The 2,283-nt window shown below is 49.3% G+C and carries 1 protein-coding gene; it reads left to right on the forward strand.

The window, feature by feature from the left end; all coding sequences use genetic code 11:
* On the forward strand, nt 1-2,190 hold a 2,190-nt coding region (locus IV91_RS0108605; RefSeq protein WP_031597633.1), incomplete at its 5' end, for a DUF927 domain-containing protein.
* Nucleotides 2,191-2,283: the final 93 nt, after the last annotated feature.

The raw sequence follows: 2,283 nt of genomic DNA on the forward strand, positions 1-2,283 counted from the left end.
CAAGGAACCGACCCAGAACAGCCAGACATTTTCACTCAAGCCAATGATCTAGCCCTGAGAAACATGGATAACTTCGTGGACTGGCTTGGCCTTGAAACCCAGCATCAGGGTAAGGAAATTCAATTTCTGAACCCGAAACGTGAAGACGACAACTTCGGATCTGCCAGCATCAACTCCGAGACAGGTATCTGGGCAGACTTCGCCGAGGGTGATGCCGCCAAAGGTGCCGATTGCGTCAGTTTTGTCGCCTATCTACGGGATCTATCGCAGATGGAAGCAGCTAATCTGATCATCGAGGATTTTACCGGGTCAACGCCGCCAACCACACCCACGGCACAACAGGCTCCCAAGGACGAGGGAACACGGCTGCATCCGATTCCCGCCAATGCGCCACCAGTGCCTGAGAGTTTTTACAAGATGGGCAGCCCTTCGATGACGTTCACGTACAAAAATACCGAGGGAAATACACTTGGCCACATCCTTCGCTTCGACCTGCCTAGCGGGGAAAAAACCATACGCCCCCTGACCTTGTGGGACGTAAACGGCACTATACAGTGGAAAATGAAGGGGTTCCCGGTCCCACATCCACTCTATAACCTGGATCAACTTGCAGCACGGCCTGATGATCCCGTCCTTGTGGTCGAGGGTGAAAAATCAGCGGATGCAGCCAGGAGCCTGTTCCCCAATTACGTGGTTACCACTGCAATGCACGGAGCCAAGTCTGTGGACAAGGCAGACCTATCCCCGCTGCTGGGACGCGAAGTACTCATCTGGCCTGATAACGATGAAGCAGGGCATGGATATGCCAGCAAGATCGGGCAGACTCTTCTGGAGCAAGACAGCCTGGCCAATGTAAGGGTCCTGAAACAGTTAGCCTATCTGCCTGAACTTGGGGAAGACGGCCAACTCAAACCCCAGACTGAAGCATTGCCTCAAGGCTTCGATGCTGCCGATGCCGTACAGATGGGATGGACGGCTGAGTTGCTGGCTTTTATTCCGCCTGATGAGTTGAGTGAGGTTGTGACTTCTGAGAAAGACCAACTTAACGAGTATCGGTCAGGAAATTTTGTGATAAATGATACCGGTGTTTTTGCAATAAAGCAGAAAAACGGAGATGAGGTTCTCGTTCGCATTTGTTCGCGTTTAGACATTGTTGCCTTGAGTAGAGATTCAAATAATGCCAACTGGGGGCTTCTTACCAAGTTCAAAGACCATGATGGGCACCTGCACGAAAAAGCGATTCCAAAAGAGTTGTTATCTGGAACCGGGGAGGCTTATCGCCAAGTATTATTGAACAGTGGTCTTGACATTGATATGAAGCAAAAGGATAGCCTGACCATGTATTTCATGGAAGCGCAGCCAGAATCAAGGGTCTTATGTGTTAATACTATTGGGTGGCATAACAACGTTTTTGTTTTACCCAGCAAAACATTCGGCCAAAACGACCAACGAGTGATTTTACAAACGCCAGACATTGATCGTACGTCTTCATTCGGGATACGGGGTGAGTTGGCTGAATGGCAGCAATTCATCGGTATGAAATGCATCGGTAACTCTCGGTTAATCCTGGCAGTTTGTATTGCACTGACTGGCCCTTTCCTCAAGGTTTTAAGTGTTGAAAACGGTGGTTTCCATTTTCGGGGACAAAGTAGCAGCGGTAAAACGAAAGCTCTTTCCGTGGCTGCAAGCATTTGGGGTGGGAAAGGAATGGTCAGAAGTTGGAGAACCACAGGAAATGCCATCGAGTCACTGGCGGTTGAACATAATGATACGGTCCTTTGTCTGGATGAATTGGGCCAAGTGTTACCTTCAGAAGCAGGGGATATTGCATATACGCTGGGTAATGGGCAATCCAAGTCCAGAGCAAATCGTTTTGGTCATGCAAAACCCACTGGCAAGTGGCGCCTACTCTTTATTTCGACGGGAGAAATAGGCTTGGGCGATCACATGGCAGCAAACGGGGGACAAGTCAGGGCTGGACAAGAAATCCGCTTGTTGGACATCCCTTCTGACGCTTCTTCTGGAATGGGAATATTTGAAAACATTCATCAGGCAGACACTGCCCAGCAGTTCGCTGACAGTTTACAGACCATGGTCGAGACCTATCATGGAACAGTGGGAGCCGCACTGCTTGACCTGATCACCCAGCCTTATGAACTAGTAGTAAATATCATTAAAAGGTTTACGTAATACAATTCCCTCCCGTACAATGATCGAGAGAAATTTTGGTCAAAACCATAAAGGACGGGGGGAGATAATGGGACGAAAGACGGATCGAGCACC

Source organism: Ferrovum myxofaciens, from assembly GCF_000735045.1.
Lineage (GTDB): Bacteria > Pseudomonadota > Gammaproteobacteria > Burkholderiales > Ferrovaceae > Ferrovum > Ferrovum myxofaciens.